This is a genomic window from Candidatus Omnitrophota bacterium, assembly GCA_016929445.1.
Taxonomy (GTDB): Bacteria; Omnitrophota; Gorgyraeia; order JAFGIU01; family JAFGIU01; genus JAFGIU01.
In genome coordinates, this window is the sequence record JAFGIU010000011.1 from 1 (window position 1) to 21,386 (window position 21,386).

The following is a 21,386-nucleotide window of genomic DNA, read 5'->3' on the forward strand; positions in this document are numbered from 1 at the left end:
ATGTGGCCCACTATGTTAAAGCGGGTTCGGCCCTGGACAAGGAGGCCCTGGCCCGGAGCTGCAGTGTGTACTTTCCCGGACGTGTTTTGCCGATGCTTCCCGAAAAGATTTCCAACGAGCTCTGCAGTCTGCGTCCACAGGAAGAACATCCCACAATGACGGTGCAGCTGGACTTTGACCGCTTAGGCCGGGTCAAGCGCGAAGAGTTTTATGAAAGCGTGATCTGTTCGCGGGCGCGGCTGACCTACACCGGGGTTCAGGCGGTCATGGACGGCAAGGACGGCGGCCCTGCCAACGCGCACAAGCCCATGCTCCTGCATATGCAGAAGCTCATGGAAAAACTCAAACGCCAACGCAGGCAAAGGGGAGGGATAGATTTTGATCTGCCTGAACCGGAGGTTGTGCTGGACAGCACGACGCGGGAACCGGATGCCATTCTGCGTGCCGAGCGCACGGAGGCCCACTGTATGATCGAGGAATTCATGATTGCGGCCAACGAAGCAGTGGCGCGTTTTCTCATAGAACACCGCCGTCCGGGAATCTACCGCGTGCATCCGGGGCCCGACCCCGAAGACCTGCATGATCTGCTCCTTTTTGTGCGGCACTTCGGAGTCGAACTGAAGCATGCGCCCAAAACATCCAAAGATATTTGCAAACTCATCGAAGACGTGCAGGGCAATGCCGGAGAGCTTGCGGTCAAACGCATGCTCTTGCGCTCCATGGGACGCGCAACCTACGCGGCCAGCCCGGCACTGCATTTCGGTTTGGGCACCCGCACTTACCTGCACTTTACCTCGCCCATCCGGCGTTATCCGGATCTGGTGGTTCACCGGTCCGTCAAAGAACTGCTTCATGATTCCAAAGCCGCCGGCTCGGATAAACAGTTGAGCGCTGTCTGTGAGACCTCAAACCGGGGGGAATACCGGGCTGTGCGCGCGGAATGGGATGTGATGGACATGCTGCGGGCCCGGTTTATGCAGGACAAAATGGGCCAGACCTTTAGCGGCTGTGTGACCGGTTCGGGCAAGAAGGGCGTGTATGTGGAGCTGGACGAGTATTTTGTGGAAGGCCTGGTGCCGGACTCCTCAAGCCGGCATTACCGCATCCCGGGCAAGAAGGACCAGGGTTTGGAAGGCCCCTTGGCCCTGGGCACCAAAGTCAAAGTGCGCATTGAATCGGTGAATGTGCCGGAAGGTGAAATTCTGTTTGCCCTGGCCCGTTAAAGAAGGCAGCCAGAGTCAAAAGGGCAGTGGGGTGCTTGCCAAGAAGAAGAAGACCCCGGCCAGCGCCAGCAACCCGCCTATCAGCACGATGCTGAGCACAAAATCCAATGTCAGGTCCCACCAGCTGTTCATGGTCGTGTCTCCGGGCTGTCTGTGATTTTCCGGTTAATTTGAAGCATACGGGATGCCAAGAGGAATAACTGGTGGCGAAGGGGAGAGTCGAACTCCCACGAGGTTACCCTCACTACGCCCTGAACGTAGCGCGTCTGCCAATTCCGCCACTTCGCCATAAAGTCGCATGAATCGGCACATTATAGCAGAGTGTTGTGCAGTGTCAATCCGGGGGTTGGAGGACCTTTTATTAAGTTCACTCCCAAAGTGCTAAAAAGTACACGAGACTAACATTTACATTGCACAGGAGCTTGATCTGCGGGCCGGAAAATGATATGCTTTTTCTAGGTTTATCTAATTAGTTGTATAACGCGGGGGATTGGCCGATGCACAGACATCTGCGATTCGGGATCTTTGGGATTGGGATTGCCTTGATTCTGGTGGTACCCGGGGCTTTTGCGCAAAGCGGGGCAGCAGCCGGCCCCCAAGACCGGGGCATCCAGAGTTTGCCGCCGCTTCAGAATGCGGGCGAGTTGAGGCCCATTGAAGAGACCCCGTCCCAGGTTCAAACCCAGGCTGAGCAGCATAAGCGATTTTCCCCTCGCAAGAGTTCACCCAAAAGTTTATTGCACCGGGATTATGATTTGCCTCCCGAGGAAGTTGGGGCGGAGCCCGCTGTTGTTCTGCCGGAGCCGGCAGTCACTGAAACAGTAGCCGTTGAAGTTGCCGAACCCGAGCCTCTGGTGCTTGAGACCGTGGATCAGGCAGCAGTTGAAACAGTTGTTGCGGAACCGGCGGAAGAACCGGTCGAAAATGCGGTCGGGGAAGCGGCTGAGGCTCCGGTGAATTCCGAGCCTGTCGAAGAAAAGCCGGCGGAAGTCCAGGCCAAGGTGCAGGCCCGGCTTCAGGCTGCAGAGCGTTTTCAGCGGACGATGAGCCGGGATGAGCGTCCGCTGGCCAAGGCCATGAACGTCATGTATCAGGCCGTTGAAGCGCGCCACGGGGCGCAGCTGGAACAGCTCGGCAAGATGATCGAGAAAGAATTGGATTTAGAAAAGGACGATGATTTTCCCACACCCGGCAAGACCTTAGCCACTGCGCAGCAAATGAGGAAGAGTATCCTCAGAGGCATGATGGAAATGTTCCATCTGCTTCCCGAAGGTGTGCAGCCGGAATAGGGCGGGGGCGGAGGCGCCGGCCCACGAGGTGAATCATGGAACGCTGGTTTTCGCGCTGTCTTTGCAATTTCCTGACAGTTGCGCTTGTCCTCGGCAGTGTTCCCGCAAGTACCGGAGCCCAGGAGGCCCAGCCGGAGAAAGACCGGCAGTTCTCCCAGGTTCAGAAAAGCAATCCCTACACTCCCGCTGATTTTACTTCCATTCAGAATGTAGTTGAGCCCTTGCCCATTCCCGGGACCGTGCCGCGCAGTTCTTCTTATGCCCCGGTAAACACCACGCCCGTGACCCAGAGCCGGAATACCCACAATTTCTTTAACCAGCGCAGTGTGGCCTCTTCTGAAGACAAGTCTGTAAAACCGGAGAAACCGGCGGAATCCGCGGAAGACGCCAAGCAGCAGGAGCCCGCGGAATTGAGTTTGAGCGATCGCCTTGCCGTGCCTGAGGAAAAGACAGAGCCGCGATCCGGAGCAAATGAGCCGGCCCCAATCACGTCGGTCGAAAACCCGAACGCGGTTCCGGCGCAGAAGGTGGACACCATTCAGCTCAAGACCGAAGAGTCCAGCGCCTATCAGGAACAGCCGCAGCAATCCGTGGTCACCGGGGAAGAGCGCGCGGATCTGCAAATCCGGCAGGAACAGAATGCTCCGCTTTCTGAGGAAAAAAGTACGGACGAAGAAGCCCGGGTTGCGGACGGGCAGCAGGCAGTGGACGAGTCCCGCTCGGAGGAGCGCGCTGAACAAGAGCGACAGGACCAGGAGCGCGAGTCTTCGCAGCCGGTGGAAGTGGAGGAAAATCCGGCGCCCGTGAGCTCCGTTGAGCCGGCGGAAAATCTGGAAACGCGCAAAGAGGAAAGCACGCCCGTTGCGGAGCAAACTCAGCCGGAGCCTGCGCCCGGCCAGGGCACACTGGCCGAAGCGCTTCAGTCCGTGCAGCAGAGCCTGGCCGGTGTCGAAGCCCAGGTGGAAGAACTCTTGTTGGATAGCCCGCTCGCGGAACAGGAGCTGGAGCAAGAACCGGAATTACAGGCAGGGGAATACCTCAATATCGTGGATCAGGTGCGCGTTGTGGGCCAACCCACGCAGTTTGGCGCGGAGCTCAGCAATCCCGGGGACCAGGATGTGGAAGTGACTTTGCTCCTGGCCGGAGAAGATCCGAATGCCCCGCGCCGCCAGGTCAAAATCACCCTGGCCGCAGGCGAGACGCGCAAGATTTCTTTGGAGACCGTATTCCGCAAGACAGAGGTGGGCACCTTTAAGATGCGGCTGCTCATTCTCAAGGAAGAGGCCCAAGGCAGGAAGCAGACCGTGGCTATGAGCGAGAGCTTTGTGCTGGAAATCCGCGACAAGGAAAAGCCCGATCAGGTCAAGATCGTGCTCCAGGAATGGGCCTTTAACAACGCGGCCGCTTCCGCATGGACGCCGGAACGCGATATCCGGAATCTGGAGATCTATAACGGGGCTCTGGAAGGCGAAATCACCGGCCCGCGTCCGGCCTTGGTGAGCCCGAAGTTCGAGTTGCCCGCTGCGCAGGTGCAAGTTATTGAAATGCGCATCCGCTACACCCCGCCTGCGGATGTGCGCCTGGACCCGGGCAAAGAAGTGCTGCGTCTGAGCTGGCGCACGCTCGACATGCCTGTGGGCGAGTTCAGCGCGCCGGTGGAAATCCCCTTCAGCCAGTTGAAGAAGGACGGGGACGGCTACTACACCGTGAGCATTGACACGCGCAGCTTGGTACAGCCCCAAGCCGTGCCCGACAGGACGGCTGCGCCGGCGCATGTGCGGGATAATACGCGACAGCCCTTACCCGCGGCCTTGCCCGGGCCTATTGGCAAGCTCGTGTGGCGCGGCGTGATCACCCACATTAAGGTGGAACCCCTTTCCCCGGGCAAAGCCGGCGTGCGCTTCAGCATTGATTCGGTCTCCTTCAAGAGCCGGCACGAACTCCCGCAGGCGCCTGTGCCTGATCTCAACGGCCCGCAATTCAATGCGCCCGTGACCCTGCCCGGCCTCGGCACCCCGCTCTTCATGATCGGTGTTGTGTAGCAGGTGCCAGGCACCGGTGTCAGGCACCAGTGCCGCAATCGTTATTCCGTGCGCAGCGAAGGGATCTGTGTCCCGCAAAGATTGCTTTCCCTTCGACAGGCTCAGGGTCGCAATGACGGACTCTGACACCAGGACTCGCACTCATCCCCCAGCTCATGTAAACTAACCCCATGACCACAATCGCCGTGACCCTGAAGGCCCTTTTGGGCCTGTTTCTTTTGTGCCTCCTGGGCTATCTGGGCCGCCGCCGCGAAATCATCGGCAAAGAAGGCGTTTCTGTCCTGACCAAGCTCGTGATCGGCCTGACGCTCCCGGCCATGATCTTTCACGGCTTTGGGCTGCACTTCAGCGGCGAGATGATGCGCGGCTGGTGGCTGCTGCCTCTGGTGGGCGCGGCCATCTTTGCGTTCAACGCGCTCTTTGGCTGGCTCATTCTGCTGACCGACCGCTCCATGGCGCCCTGGCAGCGCAGGCAATTCATGGCCATGAGCATCTTCCACAACGCCGGGTACATGCCCATTCCCATTGTGGCGGCCGTGCTGCCCGCCGGACAACGCGAGGAGATCTTCCTCTTTATATTCCTGGTCATGCTTGCGTTCGGTCCGCTCATCTGGACCCTGGGTGTGTGGCTCATGAAAGGTCCGGGCCCGGTGGCAGGGGATCGCGCGTCCGGTCAGGGGACCCCGCACCACAGGACCCTGAGCATGATCCTCAACCCGCCCTTTGTCACCACGGTGGCGGCCTTGGCCCTGGCCCTTTTGGGGTGGATCCGCTGGGTGCCTGCCTTTGTGTGGGAGCCGCTCCGGTGGCTGGGGGATTGCACCATCCCGCTGGTGCTGCTGACCCTGGGCGCCATGCTGGCGGACCTGCGCGGCTCCTGGACCCTGAGCCCGGGCAGCCTGCTGCGCCTGGTGGCCGCGCGCCTGATCCTGCCCGGCGCGGTCATGGCGCTGGCGCTGCCCTGGGTGCCGCTGGCCCCGGCAATCAAGTTTCTGCTCCTGATCCAGGTCTGCATGCCCTCGGCCATGACCCTGGCCATCATTGCCCGGGAGTACAGCGAGTCGTATGATTATGTGGCGCAGTCGCTCATGGCCAGCTACCTGATTGCCCTGGCCACGCTGCCCGTGTTCTTGACACTGGCACAGAACATGCTAACCTTTACCAGGAGTTAGACTTTGGGCGTTAAGACCGTCGCCACAAACAGGAAGGCCTTCCGGGACTACCAGATCCTTGAGACCGTGGAGGCCGGCATTATGCTGACCGGCCCGGAGGTCAAAAGCCTGCGCGCCGGGCGTTCGAGTTTGAAGGAGGCCTTTGCCAGGATCATCCAAGGCGAGGTTATTCTCTTCAACTACCACATCAGTCCGTATGTGTTTGCCCGGAACCAGTTGCAGGAGCCCACGCGCGAGCGCAAGCTCCTGCTGCACAGGAAGCAAATTGAAAAGCTGCGCCTGGCCACGCAGGCCAAAGGCCGGGCACTGGTGCCCTTGAAGGTGTATTTCACGCGCGGCATCGCCAAAGTCGAGCTTGGTTTGGGCCAAGGCAAACTCATGCACGACAAGCGCCAGGATATCAAGAAACGCGAAAGCGACCGCGATATCGACAGGGCGCTGAAGCGCTAGCTGGGCAAGGTGTCAGGCACCACAGCCGTTTGATTGTCATCCCCGCGCAGGCGGGGATCTAGTTGCATAACTGACAGTACCGTTCTCTGAAACAAAAGTCCCATTGGGGTGTCGCGCGCCAGACTCAGCAAGGTGAGCAAGGTGTCAGGCACCCGGTTCCGGGCAGAAAGATGCTTCACAGCGGGTGCCTGATACCCGAGTGATAGCAGCCTGCCCCTCCGGATTCTGTAGCACAGAAATGTGGGCACAAATGCAAGGCGTCCTAGCGAAGGAGAACGCAGCAGATGTGCCCAGATTTCTGTGCTATGGGGGCGAATGGACTCGACTATAGCATGTACTGCTAGAGTGGCATGCCGAGGTTGTCGGGAGGCCTCGTTAAACACCTGACAAAAAATCAAACGCCGAAGATACAAACATCGGTGTGGGCGCAAGCCGTCTCGACATCAACATGTTGATGCCGATGCCGGCCTTCGCGCTCAACTAAAAGCACTGCCCCTGTAAAGGGGCAGCCCGTCTACCGGGTCAGCCCGCGGGCTGGGTAGACGAACTCAGCGGGATCGCCGGGAATCCCGTCCTCGGAAACCCGGTTAAACTCCAGGGGACTGGCCGGTCTGCACCGTGTCTGTGCGGGGCAGTGAGGCGAGACTCAAATCGCAGACTAAGCATGTAGAGGCTTTAGTGGGTCATCTGTAGGACGCGGGTTCGATTCCCGCCGCCTCCACCAATTCAACATCCGAGAATGTCCAAGACAATCCAAAGATGTAGCATAACCCCATAGAAATATGGGGTTTTTGCTTTGTATACGTCTAGCCTCGTCCCGAAAAATTCCTTGACAGCCACCCCTAAGTGGGGGTACCAATGGGGGTACAATATGATTTTAGGTCATTTGAATTTGAGGAGGTACCCCCAGAATGAAACTTACCGATACCACCCTTCGCAATGTCAAACCAAACGGGAAGCGATTGAAGCTTAGTGACGGAGGGGGGCTCTATCTTCTTGTGAAGCCGAATGGAAGCAAGCTTTGGCGCTTAAAGTATAGGTTTGGGGGAAAGGAAACCTCAATATCGCTGGGAAGCTACTCTGAAGTTTCGTTGCGAGAGGCCAGAGAGCGGAGAGAGGAAGCCAAGCGGATGCTAGCTCAAGGGCTGAATCCCAGCCAGGAAAGAAGAGTGTCAAAGGAAGCCGCGTTGGAGAGGGCCGAAAATAATTTTGAGTCTGTGGCATCGGAGTGGTATTCAAAAAAGGCTCCCGGATGGACTGAAAGTCACGGCAAGCGGGTCTTTAAAAGCCTGCAGAACGATGTTTTTCCTTGGCTTGGAGCCCGTCCAATTGCAGAGATAACGGCACCCGAGTTGCTGACCGTATTACGACGGATTGAGCAAAGGCAGGCCATTGAAACAGCCCACCGAGTGCTCCAGCGATGCGGTCAAGTGTTTCGGTATGCAGTGGTAACCGGCCGCATTGCAAGTGATCCCACAAGAGACCTGAAGGGAGCGCTCCCACCCTCGAAGGAAAAACACCACCCGACCATCCTAGACCCTGAGGGCATTGGGGGCCTTCTGCGGGCGATGGATACTTACAAGGGTTCCCCGGTTACTCGTGCTGCCCTGAACCTTGCCCCGTTGGTTTTTGTTCGCCCCGGCGAGCTTCGCAAAGCTGAATGGTCAGAGATAGATTTGGAACGGGCCGAATGGCGAATCCCGGCTCAAAAGATGAAGATGAGAGAATTGCACATCGTCCCACTTTCTAGGCAGGCCGTGGCGATCTTACGTGATTTAAAACCATTGACTGGAGGAGGGCGTTACCTTTTTCCAGGAGCCAGGTCTAATGGCCGCCCCATGTCTGAGAATACGGTAAATGGTGCACTGAGGCGTTTGGGATATGACTCAAAGGAAATGACCGGACATGGGTTTCGTTCCATGGCATGTAGTCTTCTGAACGAGCAAGGTTGGCCCGCCGATGCGATCGAGCGACAGCTTGCCCATTCTGAACGGGATACTGTGAGGGCCGCTTATAATCGAGGGCAGTATCTGGAGGAACGTAGAAGGATGATGCAAGCCTGGGCGGATTATCTGGATGGGCTCAAGGACGAAAAATAGAGGGGAAAAGGGATTGACTGATTATACCAAATATGGTATATTATGAATGACTCACACGCTTTGAAACCATTGGATTTTGTTGGATCCTCCTTAAAGGACCTAAGAGCGTTTCCTGAAGAAGTGAAGCAAGACGTAGGTTATGCGCTCTTTTTGGCCCAAAAAGGGGAAAGGGCACAGACGGTTAAGCCGTTAAAGGGTTTCGGCGGTGCGGGTGTTTTGGAGATTATTGAACGCCATGACGGAGACACTTACCGGGCGGTTTACACCGTGAAATTTCGGGAAGTTGTGTATGTGTTGCATTGCTTCCAGAAGAAATCTAAAAGCGGTATCAAAACGCCACAACAGGATATTGATTTGATTAGGCAACGACTCCGTGTGGCGGAAGAAGATTATCGGGCGACATACAAGTAAGGAACACAGTCCATGAGTACAAAGCAAAAAATCCACAGAGGAAGTGGCAATGTTTTTGAAGACCTTAAGGTCTCTCACCCCGAACGCGTTCAGACGCGCGCGCAAGTCATGGCTCGGATCGCGGACATTATCAAAAAGCGGGGTTTGACCCAACTGCAAGCCGCTGAAATACTCGGGATTCCCCAATCCAAGGTGTCTTGCCTGATGAACGGCAAGCTGAGCATGTTTTCTCTAGAACACCTCTTTGAGCTTCTGAACGCCTTGGATAGGGACGTGGAAATCGTCATTAAACCCAAACCCAGAAGAGCCAAGAGCGCCAAAACTCAGGTGTTGGCTTCTCATTAAATCTTCTGCTCTTTAGCATTTTCACCCACAACCTTATCAAACCTTAGCAATACCAACAAATGCTAACAAACCTTAACATTTCTTAGGAGGGGCTTCCTGACAGAATCTTTGACCCCCGGACATCCCTGGACTAAAATGTTGACAACTTTAGACATCACTGGAGGTTATGGGAGATTATGGGCAAACGCAGGACAACAGAGGGATCATCTAGGAAGTCAGGATCAAAAAACAATGGCGCAAATTTAGGGTTTGAAGCCCAACTCTGGGCCTCAGCAGATGCTCTCAGAAATAATATGGATGCGGCCGAGTACAAGCATGTGGTGCTCGGCCTTATTTTTTTGAAGTACATCTCGGACGCTTTTGAAGAACAGCACGCCCGACTGGAAGCTGAAAAGGGACAGGGGGCTGACCCAGAGGATCAAGACGAATATCGGGCGATCAATATTTTTTGGGTTCCTAAGCCCGCTCGCTGGTCAAACCTGAAGGCCAATGCCAAGCAGCCCACCATCGGCAAGATTGTAGATGACGCCATGATTGCGATTGAGAAGGATAATCCCACCCTCAAAGGCGTGTTGCCCAAAGAATATGCCCGCCCCGGTTTGGATAAGCAGCGGTTGGGGCAGCTCATAGACCTGGTCAGCAACATCGGCCTTGGGGATGAGGACAGCCGCTCTAAAGACATTTTGGGCCGGGTCTATGAGTATTTCCTCTCTCAGTTTGCCAGTGCCGAGGGGAAAAAGGGCGGTCAATTTTATACGCCGCGCTCCGTGGTGCAAGTGCTGGTGGAGATGTTGGCGCCCTATAAGGGCCGTGTGTTTGATCCTTGTTGCGGTTCTGGGGGAATGTTCGTGCAATCCGCGAATTTTATCGAACACCATTCCAACGGCAATGGAAACGGAGGCCGGGCCAAGAGCCAAATCAGCGTCTTTGGGCAAGAGTCCAATTACACGACATGGCGGCTGGCCAAAATGAACCTTGCCATCCGGGGGATAGACAGCAACATCACTCATGGAGATAGCTTCCACAATGACCAGCATCCGGATTTGAAGACGGATTATATCTTGGCCAATCCTCCCTTTAACAGCAGTGATTGGCGCGGGGAATTGCTCAAGGAAGATCAGCGATGGAAGTTCGGAGTTCCTCCGACAGGCAACGCCAACTACGCCTGGGTCCAGCATTTTATTTACCATCTTGCGCCAAACGGGATTGCAGGCTTTGTGCTTGCCAACGGCTCCATGTCTTCCAATCAATCTGGGGAAGGAGAAATTCGCAAAGCGATTATTGAGGCGGATCTGGTGGACTGCATGGTGGCTTTACCTGGCCAGTTGTTTTACTCAACCCCGATTCCCGTGTGTCTCTGGTTTATTGCCCGCGACAAGAAAAACGGACGTTTCCGAAATCGCCGAGGGGAGATTTTGTTTATTGATGCACGGAAACTCGGCACTTTGGTTGACCGTACCCATCGGGAGCTTAACGCAGAGGACATGGCCCGTATTACAGACACTTACCATGCCTGGCGCGGCGATAAAGACAGCAAGCAAAAGTACGAAGATGTGCCCGGTTTTTGTAAGGCTGTGGATTTGGAAGCAATCCGTAAGCATGGACATGTTCTTACCCCAGGGCGCTATGTGGGCGCCGAAGCAGTTGAAGATGACGGTGAGCCTTTTGAAGACAAGATGAAGCGGTTGACTGCGCAGTTGAAGGAGCAAATGGAACAAGGGCGAAAACTCGATGATGCGATTGAAGCGAATTTGAGGGAGCTTGGGTATGGAGGATGATTGGAGCTCAACCACACTTGGAAAGGTTTTATCATTTTCAAATGGTAAGACAAGCCCCGATCGTGCTGAGAACTTGCCCCACCCTGTGTATGGTTCTAATGGCGTAATTGGATTTGCTAGCGATACAAATTCTGATTCAGAAACCATTGTAATTGGGCGAGTAGGCACTTATTGTGGCTCACTTTATTTTAGTAAGCAGAAATGCTGGGTGACAGATAATGCAATTCGGGCGAATGCTATTGATGAAAATGGCGCTAGATTCCTTTACTACGTACTCAAAACCATTGATCTAAACCATTGGAGAGCCGGATCAGGACAACCACTGCTCAATCAAACGATTCTTTGTTCCATACCTATAGTAGTACCAAAGCCTGAAGTTCAACGCGCCATTGCCCATATCCTCGGCACCCTGGACGACAAAATCGAACTCAACCGCCGAATGAGCGAAACATTAGAAGCCATTGCGAGGGCTATTTTCAAATCCTGGTTTGTAGATTCTGTTCAAGAAATGGTGCCGCAAAGCTGGAGGGTTGGAAATTTTGATGAACTTGCAGCAATCAGTCGGGAAAGTGTTATTCCGAGACAGTACCCAGAGGAAAGTTTCGACCATTACAGTATTCCCGCCTACGATAATGCACGGATGCCGAAAGCAGAGCTTGGACAACAAATTCAGAGCAATAAATTCCTGGTTCCTCCAAAGACCATCATGCTTTCTAAGCTCAACCCCCGCATTTCGCGTGTTTGGTTTCCTAAGATTAATTTTGCTAAGCGTTCTGTGGCTTCGACAGAGTTTATCGTTTTGTGCCCCCGCAGTGGTTTTAACCAAGAATATCTGTACGGACTTCTCCAATCGGAAGGCTTTCAGCAAACCTTTAAAGGCATGGTCACAGGCACCTCAAGTAGTCATCAGAGGGTGAAACCAGAAGATCTTTTAGCGATGGAGGTGCTAATACCACCAAGTGATTTGGTGGAGCAGTTTAGCAGTATTTCAAAACCACTCTATGATCGTATGGCACGAAATCTTGAAGAATCCAAAATTCTAGGTGAACTGCGTGACACGCTGCTGCCTAAGCTCGTTTCAGGTAAGTTGCGAGTGGTAAATTCAAGAAAGCAACCTGAGGCAGTTGTATGAGGGAGAAACCTGACTTTCTTTTCCGCAAGAACGAGCTGCGGGCCGAGATGCACAATCGAATGGCTTACATGGAGCGTGAGGTGGTGAAAAAGGAAACTGACAAATGATAAAGGGTGTTTTCGGTGGCTGAAATTGATTTGACACAATCAGAAGCAGATGCCCTTATTGCTTTGGAAAAGCATAGGATTTCCGATGACTCCTATGAGTTTCCTTTTGGAGGGGGAGCATTGGCCATACCTCTTCAATCTTCCGATCGGCGTGAAAAATTTTTGCTCGATATTCGCCGTGCGAGGATTGACCTTGCAAAATCTACTTATCAGAATAGAGGCCGACAAGTGGTTGTGTTAGTACGATTGGATTTGGCAGGCGCACCTCATAGAAATCCGGACGATGAGGAAATTCCTTGCCCTCACTTGCATATATACCGGGAGGGATATGGGGACAAATGGGCGATACCAGTTCCTGAAGAAAGGTTTACGAATACCAGTGACCTATGGCAGACGCTGCAGGACTTTATGCGCTATTGTAATATCAGCCAGCCTCCAAATATTGAAAGAGGTCTTTTCTGATGATTGAGGAAATCAGACAGCTTATTCACGATTACATCAATTGGCTCAAAGACAAAACATTGCTTCGAGAGGTAGGCAGTTCTTGGGTAGAAATTACAACGCCATGCCTTGATCGCCATAATGACTATATCCAGATATACGTCAAAAAGGAGGGTCACGGCTATTTGCTTACGGACGATAGATATACCATAACTGATTTAGAACAGTCTGGATGCAATCTCGACTCGCCAAAACGCAAGGATCTCTTGAAAGTAACTCTTAACGGATTTGGTGTTGCCAACAAAGAAGGTGAGTTGCTTGTCCATGCTTCGGCTGATAATTTTGCCTTGAGAAAGCATAATCTTATTCAGGCCATTATGGCTGTTAATGATCTCTTTTATTTGGCTGCCCCCACCATTGCGAGTGTTTTCTATGAAGACGTTCAGGGATGGCTTGATCTAAATGAGGTGCGGTATACCTCTAAGGTCAAGTTTACTGGTAAATCAAGCTTTGATCACTTGTTTGATTTTGTTATCCCTTCTTCTCGAAAACAACCTGAACGGTTGTTGCGTGCTGTTAATCGCCCAAACAAAGAGACTGTCCAATTACTTACCTTTTCGTGGATTGATATTAAGGAAGTGCGCCCGCAAGGCTCTAGAATTTACGCCTTTCTTAATGATCGGGAGCGTGAAATTTCTGAGGGTGTCGTCGATGCTTTGAGAAATTACGATATAAACCCAGTGCTGTGGAGCCAGCGTGAAGATTATCGAGAGCAGCTTGCGGCCTGATTGATATTTTATGAGTGAACAAACTTGAGTGAACTAAAAACCTGCTTCAAACGTGTAGATTACGATCTATCGGCGCTGCTTCACTACATTGACATTGGTGATATTGGCCTGCCGGATATTCAGCGTCCTTTTGTGTGGTCAAACGCTAAGGTGAGGGATTTGTTTGACTCGATGTATCGGGGTTTTCCGGTCGGTTATCTATTGTTTTGGGAAAACGCCCAGACAAATGGGGTCAAGCAGATCGGTTTGGAGAACAAGCGGCACTCCATTCCTTCTCGGCTGATTGTGGACGGCCAGCAGCGTTTGACATCTTTGTACGCGGTGTTTCGAGGCCGAAAGGTTTTGGATCAAGATTACCGGGAACGTGAAATCGAGATCGCCTTTCACCCTCAGGATGGCAAATTTGAAGTCGCAGATGCGGCTATTCGCCGAGATCCTGAATGGATTCCCAATATCTCAGAGCTTTGGGCATCGGGAAAATCCAGCTATCAAATGGTCAAGGGTTTTCTCCAAAAGATTGGGGAAAAGTCCGAATTAAGCGGCGAGGAAGAAGAAATTATCAGCCACAACTTGGATCGCCTTTTCGATCTGCAAAAGTACCCTTTCACAGCCCTTGAAATAGCATCGACAGTTGATGAAGAGCAGGTGGCTGATATTTTCGTTCGTATCAACAGCGAAGGCGTGAAGCTCAACCAGGCTGATTTTATTTTGACACTGCTTTCGGTTTTTTGGGACAAAGGCCGTCATGCTTTGGAGGAATTTTGCCGCAATTCAAGGAAACCGTCCACATCGAATAAGGGCGCCTCGCCGTTTAATCACTTTATTCAGCCAGACCCAGACCAGCTCTTGCGTGTCTCGATTGCTTTTGGATTCAGTCGAGGGCGTCTGAAAAGTGTTTACCAGGTACTCCGGGGGAAGGACTTAGAATCCGGCGAGTTTTCGTCCGAAAGGCGAGAGGCTCAGTTCCAAGTCTTGCAAGAAGCCCAGGCTAAAGTGCTGGATTTAAAAAATTGGCATCAGTTTTTTAGCGCTCTGGTAGGAGCAGGATTTCGCAGTGGAGCCATGGTTTCTTCCAAAAACGCGCTTCTTTATGCCTATGCTTTTTACCTAATCGGCCGGATAAGGTTCTCCGTACCTGAGCATGTCCTCCAGAAGGTGATTGGCCGCTGGTTCTTTTTTACAACTCTGACGGGCCGGTATACAAGCTCGCCGGAAACCATTATGGACGGGGATTTAAACAGGCTTAAAAACATCAAGACAGACACTCAGTTTGTGGAATTACTTCACAATATGATGGCTTCTGATTTGACCAACGATTTCTGGACGATCAACCTTCCGGCAAAGCTTGACTCATCCTCAGCACGCAACCCTGAACTGTTCGCTTATGTTGCAGCGCAAAATCGGTTGGGTGCGCCTGTATTATTTTCACATAAACGGGTGAACGAGTTGATTGATCCCACTGTGCAAACTACGAGAAAAGCTTTAGAGCGCCATCATCTTTTCCCGAGAGCTTGGCTGGAGAGACAGGGGATTGATGATCTCAAGGTGATCAATCAAATGGCAAATTTCGCACTCCTTGAATGGCCGGACAATCTGGCGATTAGCGATATGCCCCCTGCTGAATACGTGCCAGAAATCCAGAGGCGGTTTGCATCTGCAGATTGGCTAGAAATGCAAAGATTCCACGCTCTTCCGGAGGGATGGGAGAATCTAGATTACGCGACTTTCTTGGTTGAACGTCGCAATTTGATGGCAGACATTATCCGCCAAGGATATGAAACACTTGGATAGAGTATGGCGAGGTTTACCGAATCAGAAGTCGAGGAAGCAGCCCTTGAATGGTTTCAGGGGCTAGGGTACGAGTTCAAACATGGTCCTGAGATTGCTTTTGGGGAACCTGAAGCCGAACGAGAGCATCCCAACTATGGAGATGTCGTTCTTGCTGCTCGCCTTCGCCAAGCTCTGACGAATCTGAACCCCAATCTACCCACCGAGGCTCTTGAAGAAGCCTACCGAAAGCTGACTATTCCAGAAAAGTCTTCGCTTTTGGAGAACAACCGAGAATTTCATCGGATGCTTGCCAGAGGTGTAACGGTTGAATACAAGCGGCCAGACGGGACGATCGCTGGCGACCAAGCAAACATTTTTGACTTTGATGATCCTGACAACAATGATTGGCTGGTGGTCAACCAATTCACCGTGTGCGAGAACAAGCATACTCGGCGGCCCGATGTGGTGGTTTTCGTGAATGGGTTGCCGCTGGCTGTGATAGAGCTAAAAAATGCTGCTGATGAAAACACGGATATTTGGTCAGCCTACAAACAGCTCCAAACCTACAAGCAAGAAATCCCATCGTTATTTACCTTCAACGAAACTCTAGTGATCTCCGATGGACTTGAGGCACGACTCGGGACATTAACAGCGGGACGCGAATGGTTCATGCCGTGGAAGACCATTGGGGGCAAGGGATTAGCAGACTCTATGTTGGTGCAGCTTCAGGTGTTGATCCAAGGCGTCTTTGAAAAGCGTCGGTTTTTGGATTTGATCAGGCATTTCATTGTTTTGGAAGACATGGGCGGTGGAAAGCTGGTCAAAAAGATGGCCGGTTACCACCAATATCATGCCGTGAACGTGGCAGTCGAACAGACCCTACGAGCCTCCAATCAACTGGGAGGGGCATCGCTATCTGGAGAGGGTGGTACGTACTACGCAGGTGCGCCGCAAGATTCCAAGCCGGGAGACAAGAAGATTGGAGTTGTGTGGCACACGCAAGGAGCGGGTAAAAGTTTGACTATGGCGTTCTATGCTGGGCGTGTCGTCCTCCACCCAGGCATGGAGAATCCTACCTTAGTAGTGATCACGGATAGAAATGATTTAGATGACCAGTTGTTTGGTACGTTTTCCCGCTGCCAGGATTTACTCCGGCAGCTTCCTGAACAGGCTGAAAGCCGCGAGGACTTACGTGATAGACTGCGGAGAGCTTCCGGTGGGGTGATCTTTACTACGGTACATAAGTTCTTTCCTGATCTGAAGGGTGGGAAGCATCCTCTGCTCTCCGAACGGAGAAACATTGTAGTGCTTGCTGATGAAGCCCACCGGAGCCAATACGATTTTATTGATGGTTTTGCGCGCCACATGCGCGAGGCGCTACCCAATGCGTCGTTTATAGGTTTTACAGGTACGCCGCTTGAAAATGCAGATAAAGATACCCGCAGAGTTTTTGGCGATCACATCAGCATCTATGACATTCAACAAGCGGTTGAAGATGGGGCCACGGTTCCAATCTATTACGAAAGCCGATTAGCGAAATTGGAGTTGGACGAGTCGGAACGTCCGCACATTGACCCTGAGTTTGAAGAAGCCACTGAAGAAGAGGAGGTTGAAGACAAGGAAAAACTCAAGACCAAGTGGGCGCAGTTGGAAGCCCTTGTGGGGGCTGAAAAGCGGGTTGGCCTGATAGCTGAGGATTTAGTGAAGCACTTTGAGAAAAGGTTAGAGGTGATGGATGGCAAGGCCATGATTGTGTGCATGAGCCGACGTATTTGCATGGACCTGTACGATGCCATCGTCAAGCTGCGTCCAGATTGGCACGATGAGGCGGACGAAAAGGGCTTGGTCAAGGTGGTGATGACTGGCAATGCCTCAGAGGGGCCGAGGGTTGCCTTCCATGCGCGCACCAAGGGAAGAAGGGAAGAACTGGCGAATCGGTTCAAAGAAGCGCAGGACCCTTTCAAGATAGTGATTGTGCGCGATATGTGGCTGACGGGTTTTGATGCGCCTTGCCTGCATACGATGTACGTGGATAAGCCGATGAAGGGCCACGGACTCATGCAAGCAATAGCGCGAGTGAACCGGGTGTTTAAGGATAAGCCAGGTGGGCTGGTTGTGGACTATTTGGGTCTGGCACATGATTTGAAGAAAGCTCTGGCCAATTACACAGAGAGCGGAGGAACGGGTAAGACAGCCATTGATCAAGACGAGGCCGTGGCACTGATGCAGGAGAAATATGAAATTTGCTGTGGTCTTTTTCACGGCTTTGATTGGTCTGCTTGGATTACCGGTTCGTCCCAGGTTCGCCTTGGCCTCCTTCCATCTGCCCAGGAGCACATTTTGCAGCAGCAAGATGGAAAGGAGAGGCTCATACAAGCTGTCACAGAACTTTCCCAGGCTTTTGCATTGGCGATTCCCAGAGAAGAGGCACTGGAAATTCAGGATGATGTTGGGTTTTTCCAGGCAGTCCGGGCTGTTTTGCGCAAGCGCGTTACCAACGGTAAGAAGTCCAAAGACGAGCTAGACCATGCCATACGTCAGATTGTCTCCAAAGCTGTAGCTTCCGAAGGAGTGTTGGATATTTTTTCTGCGGCGGGACTAAAGAAGCCGGACATCTCCATATTGTCAGATGAGTTTCTTGCGGAGGTGAGGGATATGCCTCAGCGGAATCTGGCTGTGGAGATGCTACAGAAACTGCTGGATGGAGAGATTAAGGCCCGGAGCCGAAGAAATGTGGTGCAAGCCCGGTCTTTTGCGGAGATGTTGGAGCAATCCATTCGGAAATATCAGATCAGGGCTATTGAGACTGCCCAAGTGATTGAGGAACTGATTGGCTTGGCCAAGGAAATGCGCGAAGCAGGACGCCGGGGTGAGGCGCTTGGGTTAGACGCGGACGAAGTGGCCTTTTATGATGCCTTAGAGACGAATGATAGTGCGGTCAAGGTTCTAGGTGATGAGAACTTACGCCTGATTGCGCGAGAGTTGGTTGAGGCTGTGAAAAACAATATCTCAATTGACTGGACTCTCCGGGAAAACGTGCGCGCGCATCTTCGCGTTCTTGTGAAAAGAATCCTCCGAAAATATGGGTATCCTCCCGACAAACAGGAAAAAGCCACTCAAACAGTTCTGGAGCAAGCTGAGGTGCTGTGTTCAGAGTGGGATGAGGAAGCCAATGCCTAGAATGGTCGGTCCGAAGTGAGTCGTGAAAAATCAGAGAGAGAACATCTGGTCCTTGCAGACCTGTCTTCTTGGGGGCAAAGGGGTCTGCGTGATTATGAGGTGTTGTCAAAAGTGCCTCAGCTTGGTATATGGCATCTGCCCCTGAGAGATGCTGCTCGATTGATTGCTGTGGACAAGTGGATGCAAGGGGAGATCGAAGCCGAAATCCCAGAAGAGGAACTCTATAATCCCAAAGACCCGAAGTTGGTGAGTGCCGTAATTGGGTATAGCGAGAAGTTTGAAAAGGCTCTGGTTGATGCTATTCAGGGGGGCAACCTAAAGCCGGCTTTTTGTAGAAGGAGCCTTGATGGAGCTATTGATGCTGAAAATACCTTTGTCGGCTATGAAGCATTGCGAGAGTGGGTAGGGCAGTTTGGGCATAATCCTGGGCAAGCCTTCGATAAGTATGAGGAGGACGAGGCTGGGATTGTGGCGAGCCTTATAGATGAAGTCCGTTATCTGAGAGAAGTTGGTTATACCGGTTTGGGGCGTGTAATTCTGACTGAGGCCTCAAGGCGAAGCCCACTTTCTGATGATCTCGATAAGCTAAGAGCTGTGGTGAAGGAGCTGTTGGCTGAAAATGCTCACTTGAGGACGACCCTTCAACAAATGAGTGCTGGTCCAAAAGATAAGCTAGATCAACCGCTTGGAAGTCGGCACCGGCGAACGTTGTTGGGAATTATGGCTGCATTTTGCATGAAGGCGGGTGTAGACCCAAGACAAAGGGCATTGGCCCAGCGTGTGCGGAAGTGGACGGAGACTGTGGGTGCAAACGTAAGTTATCAGGCGATCCTTCCAGTTCTCAAAGATGTCGCTGAAGTTATGGAAGCCTACCTCGAAGATAAGCCCCTCGATTGACATTCAATTTTCCAATTAGAATTTTTCTTTTCCAATTAGAAATTCGGCCCTACGCCCCGCGTAATCTGAACCCGTCCACAAACCAACAAGGGGGTTCAGACATGTCGGATACAATTCTTAGGCTTCCTAAGGTTAAAGAGCGTACTGGATTATCCAGGTCAGGCATCTACGAAAGAATCAAGACTGGTGGGTTCCCAAGGCCAGTCCGACTGGGCTTGAGGGCGGTTGGCTGGATCGAAGAGGAGGTGGATGCCTGGGTACAAGGCCGTATCAAGGAGAGTCGAACAAGAACACGGAAGGCAGGGCAGAAATAAATGATGCCTTGTCTCACAAAATATGAGTATTTAATTGTCGGTCAAAAAAATGGACGGACAAGCTCATGGCCAGAATAAGAACCATAAAACCTGAGTTCTGGACAAGCGAACAGATTACGGAGCTTGATCCCATGGCACGACTCTTGTTTATCGGGCTTTGGAATTTTTGTGATGATGCCGGACGGCACAAGGCGCATATTAAACGCCTGAAGATGGAAGTGTTCCCCGGCGACGATTTTGAATCAAAGGACATTCAGAAATGGATCGACCAATTGATCAAAGAAGGCCTGATCGTTCGATACGAAGTTGGAAATGAGCAGTACTGGGAAGTCACGGGCTGGAAGAAACATCAGCGGATTGACCAGCCGACCTACCGACACCCGGACCGCAAGGGGGTTGTGCCGGATTCGCCGAACAAACGCCGAATGCGCACCGCACATTCGCCTTTGGAAGGGAATGGAAGGGAAAGTAAAGAAATGGATTTGGACAAGGACGAGTAAGGGAGGGGAAGAGTCTTAGAGAAGGGGAACCTATTGCAAAACCCAGGTTTAAGCGAAAGTCTTTCCTATGAGAGAGGGCTGGAGTTTGAGGCTGGGCAGAAGATTCACAAGCCTGTAAAATAGTTTGACATGGACGTGGAGGTCTTTGAGGAAGAGAGAATGGAAGAGAAGCAAGCAAGCATAGAATTAACTGTTGAGGTTGGCCCTGAAAATGGGCAAATTGTATTTCATTCCCTGAAGGAAATAGAGGAGTGGCTCCAAAAGGAACGGGAGTTATGGGAGTGGATTCGGCAGCCTCTCAGGAATGTACACAATGGATCTCGGATTATCCAGAAACAACTGGGTGGCCTGGACTCGATTCAAAGCCGCCTTGAACACGCTAAGAAACAGCCCCAGGGTGACCAGCTCCAAAGGTCCCTCAATGAACTTGCTCAAGAGTTTCAAAGAATCTACGTCAACGAGAAAACCGTCTTGGGAAGCTCACCCAAGTGTGAATTGCTAAAACAAATATGTGATTCAACAGAGAGCGAGAGGTACGCCATTGCAGGTACCATGTTAGCGACCTTTTTAGAAGACAACGGAAGCGTCAATTTCAATTCCATTGTTGGCCAAAGGGGAATGTTTAGAGCATTTCTTTACGAAAGCGCCATTAAGGGAAATGCTAAGAGCGAAAATGCGGCTCTTAAGAAAGTCAAGGATGCTTGGCAGGAGTATTTCAACGACACCAAGAAAAATCTCAATTCCTTAAAGGAATCATTTGAAAATTTTTGTGGTTCTGAAGAAACCAAATCTACTGAGAGAGTGAGTCAATTTACTCAGTTTATGGAGCAATCCGGGAAAGAATCTGAGGAACGAGGCAAGGCGATTGATAAGAAGTTTGAGGAATTAGAAAACGTTTACCAAGAGAAGCTTGGACTACACTCAGCGGTCACCTATTGGGGGACGAAAGCAGTAAGACACAAAAATCTCGCAATTGGTTTTGCGGTTGCAACAATAGTTGCGTTCTGTATAGTTGGGCTTTTCCTGTACTTAACAATCACAAAGCTGAAGATCGAGGGGACTATAGCCAACTTGACCTTCACAGAGGTAGGTTTGGTCGCCTTAGTGGCAACGATTGGCGTTTGGATCATAAGAATATTAGTGCGTATTTTGTTGAGCAATATGCATCTTTTCAGTGACGCCAAGGAGCGAGAAACTATGATGCAGACTTACCTTGCCCTTATTAACGAGGGTAAAATGCCCGAGGATGAAGACCGCAGGCTAATTCTTCAAGCACTTTTTCGTCCAAGCTCTACCGGCATTGTAAAAGACGATGCCAGTCCACCTTTCATGGCAGAGTGGGTCAAGAGGATAACTGGTTCAGATTAGATGGGGTATCAAGATAGACGTTTAGAGAGTGCAGCAGAAAAATTTGGGGGTATCTTTGGGGGTACCTACTAAACTAAGAA

Annotated in this window: 19 protein-coding genes, 1 tRNA gene and 1 other RNA gene; 19 read left to right on the top strand and 2 right to left on the bottom strand. The window is 51.9% G+C overall.

What is annotated here, in order from left to right; genetic code table 11:
• A partial coding sequence (locus JW937_01110) for an RNB domain-containing ribonuclease (GenBank protein ID MBN1586012.1) occupies positions 1–1,223 on the top strand: 1,223 nt, incomplete at its 5' end.
• A gap of 201 nt (positions 1,224–1,424) precedes the next feature.
• On the opposite strand, the gene JW937_01115 is transcribed toward JW937_01110, so the two are convergent.
• Positions 1,425–1,511, bottom strand: a tRNA-Leu gene (locus tag JW937_01115).
• A 209-nt stretch (positions 1,512–1,720) separates the two neighbouring features.
• Here JW937_01115 and JW937_01120 point away from each other — a divergent pair.
• The 4 genes from JW937_01120 to smpB all read left to right on the top strand — a co-directional run bounded on the left by JW937_01120 (position 1,721) and on the right by smpB (position 6,176).
• Positions 1,721–2,512, top strand: a complete 792-nt coding sequence (locus tag JW937_01120; GenBank protein ID MBN1586013.1) for a hypothetical protein — start codon at positions 1,721–1,723, stop codon at positions 2,510–2,512.
• Positions 2,513–2,547: 35 nt separating this feature from the next.
• Complete coding sequence (locus JW937_01125) at positions 2,548–4,554, top strand: hypothetical protein (GenBank protein MBN1586014.1); 2,007 nt, start codon at positions 2,548–2,550, stop codon at positions 4,552–4,554.
• A gap of 170 nt (positions 4,555–4,724) precedes the next feature.
• Complete coding sequence (locus JW937_01130; protein ID MBN1586015.1) at positions 4,725–5,726, top strand: AEC family transporter; 1,002 nt, start codon at positions 4,725–4,727, stop codon at positions 5,724–5,726.
• A gap of 3 nt (positions 5,727–5,729) precedes the next feature.
• Complete coding sequence (gene smpB / locus JW937_01135) at positions 5,730–6,176, top strand: SsrA-binding protein SmpB (GenBank protein MBN1586016.1); 447 nt, start codon at positions 5,730–5,732, stop codon at positions 6,174–6,176.
• Here smpB and JW937_01140 read toward each other — a convergent pair.
• Complete coding sequence (locus JW937_01140; protein ID MBN1586017.1) at positions 6,173–6,355, bottom strand: hypothetical protein; 183 nt, start codon at positions 6,353–6,355, stop codon at positions 6,173–6,175. The two genes, smpB and JW937_01140, sit on opposite strands and share 4 nt — an antisense overlap.
• Before the next feature lie 128 nt (positions 6,356–6,483).
• Here JW937_01140 and ssrA point away from each other — a divergent pair.
• The 14 genes from ssrA (at position 6,484) to JW937_01210 (ending at position 21,306) form a co-directional block, all read left to right on the top strand.
• Positions 6,484–6,900: a transfer-messenger RNA gene (gene ssrA, locus JW937_01145) on the top strand.
• Positions 6,901–7,087: 187 nt separating this feature from the next.
• Positions 7,088–8,275, top strand: coding sequence for a tyrosine-type recombinase/integrase (locus JW937_01150; GenBank protein MBN1586018.1), 1,188 nt, complete (start codon positions 7,088–7,090; stop codon positions 8,273–8,275).
• A gap of 42 nt (positions 8,276–8,317) precedes the next feature.
• Positions 8,318–8,686, top strand: a complete 369-nt coding sequence (locus tag JW937_01155; protein ID MBN1586019.1) for a type II toxin-antitoxin system RelE/ParE family toxin — start codon at positions 8,318–8,320, stop codon at positions 8,684–8,686.
• 12 nt (positions 8,687–8,698) lie between these two features.
• A complete protein-coding gene (locus JW937_01160; GenBank protein ID MBN1586020.1) occupies positions 8,699–9,031 on the top strand; it encodes an XRE family transcriptional regulator in 333 nt (110 codons plus the stop codon).
• Between the two features lie 176 nt (positions 9,032–9,207).
• Entirely contained in the window at positions 9,208–10,809 is a 1,602-nt protein-coding gene (locus tag JW937_01165) for an SAM-dependent DNA methyltransferase (GenBank protein MBN1586021.1), read from the top strand.
• A complete protein-coding gene (locus tag JW937_01170; GenBank protein ID MBN1586022.1) occupies positions 10,799–11,941 on the top strand; it encodes a restriction endonuclease subunit S in 1,143 nt (380 codons plus the stop codon). The genes JW937_01165 and JW937_01170 overlap by 11 nt, the downstream gene beginning before the upstream one ends.
• Before the next feature lie 122 nt (positions 11,942–12,063).
• A complete protein-coding gene (locus tag JW937_01175) occupies positions 12,064–12,510 on the top strand; it encodes a hypothetical protein (GenBank protein ID MBN1586023.1) in 447 nt (148 codons plus the stop codon).
• Complete coding sequence (locus tag JW937_01180; protein ID MBN1586024.1) at positions 12,510–13,277, top strand: DUF1829 domain-containing protein; 768 nt, start codon at positions 12,510–12,512, stop codon at positions 13,275–13,277. The genes JW937_01175 and JW937_01180 overlap by 1 nt, the downstream gene beginning before the upstream one ends.
• A gap of 24 nt (positions 13,278–13,301) precedes the next feature.
• A complete protein-coding gene (locus JW937_01185) occupies positions 13,302–15,068 on the top strand; it encodes a DUF262 domain-containing protein (protein ID MBN1586025.1) in 1,767 nt (588 codons plus the stop codon).
• A 3-nt stretch (positions 15,069–15,071) separates the two neighbouring features.
• Positions 15,072–18,227 (top strand): type I restriction endonuclease subunit R, encoded by a 3,156-nt coding sequence (locus JW937_01190; protein ID MBN1586026.1) that lies wholly within the window; start codon positions 15,072–15,074, stop codon positions 18,225–18,227.
• A 15-nt stretch (positions 18,228–18,242) separates the two neighbouring features.
• Positions 18,243–19,124: a hypothetical protein gene (locus JW937_01195; GenBank protein ID MBN1586027.1), complete on the top strand. Its 882-nt coding sequence runs from the start codon at positions 18,243–18,245 to the stop codon at positions 19,122–19,124.
• A 101-nt stretch (positions 19,125–19,225) separates the two neighbouring features.
• Positions 19,226–19,438, top strand: coding sequence for an AlpA family transcriptional regulator (locus JW937_01200; protein ID MBN1586028.1), 213 nt, complete (start codon positions 19,226–19,228; stop codon positions 19,436–19,438).
• Positions 19,439–19,569: 131 nt separating this feature from the next.
• Positions 19,570–19,938: a hypothetical protein gene (locus JW937_01205; GenBank protein ID MBN1586029.1), complete on the top strand. Its 369-nt coding sequence runs from the start codon at positions 19,570–19,572 to the stop codon at positions 19,936–19,938.
• Between the two features lie 129 nt (positions 19,939–20,067).
• The gene (locus JW937_01210; protein ID MBN1586030.1) at positions 20,068–21,306 is read left to right on the top strand and encodes a hypothetical protein; all 1,239 of its coding nucleotides are present in this window, start codon (positions 20,068–20,070) and stop codon (positions 21,304–21,306) included.
• The last annotated feature ends 80 nt before the right edge of the window (positions 21,307–21,386 follow it).